This is a genomic window from Rhodococcus sp. P4_F3_2 (genome assembly GCF_056401335.1).
In genome coordinates, this window is record NZ_JBFUJN010000106.1 from 1 (window position 1) to 771 (window position 771).

Below are 771 nucleotides of genomic sequence, written 5' to 3' on the forward strand. Positions count from 1 at the left end.
GGCTTACCTGCTCTGTCTGCTACTTTTAAAGTAGGTATTCCAATTCCTAAGATGGCAGCAAAGGCAGGTTTTGGTACCATTTTATATAAAAACCATGCTACACCTGTTAATGTTCCTCCGCCACTTTCTATTGCTAGAACTAGATCTTCTACTTCTTTATGACTTAATCTAAAGCTATGTCCCCACCAATAAGTTTTATGAGTAACTTGAGTTGTAAAAACAGGTTCTACTTCCTTGTTTGCTTCTTCTTCTAATTTTTCTTTGTTCAATGTGAATTTAACTTGTCCATCTACTACTTCTACATTAAAAAGTCCTTCATCTATACTTTCGTTGGTAAATTCCAGCATTTCTAAGTAATCATTGTAAGTTTCTTTAGAGATACCAAGTTCGTTTAAATCATTTGTTTTTAAATAAACTTTATCACCATCATATGCTAAAAATTTATCTGGTTTTGCAAATTCTTCGAAATTGAAATCACTAAAAAAAGTATCTTCTTCTAAAGATTGTTGGGTCGCTGTTTGATTAGATACAGCTGCTTCTACCTTGTTACTAGATGGAGCATAAATACTTAATCCTGCAAATGTTGTAATAGTTGCTAATGAAGTTAATATAACTTTTTTCACGATAAAATCCTCCAAAATATGTATAATTTAAACAACATTTGAAATTCTAACAATAATATCCAAATATTTATATAGTAAAAATTTACTAATTTAGAAGAATGCTATTTTTAGGGGACTTGCATATGAATAAAAGGTGCACTTTTTATTC

General features: G+C 30.2%; 1 protein-coding gene. It reads right to left on the reverse strand.

Going from position 1 to position 771, the window contains the following annotated elements; translation table 11 throughout:
• A partial coding sequence (locus AC1DWA_RS32955; protein ID WP_477917622.1) for a hypothetical protein occupies positions 1 to 623 on the reverse strand: 623 nt, incomplete at its 3' end.
• Between the last annotated feature and the right edge of the window lie 148 nt (positions 624 to 771).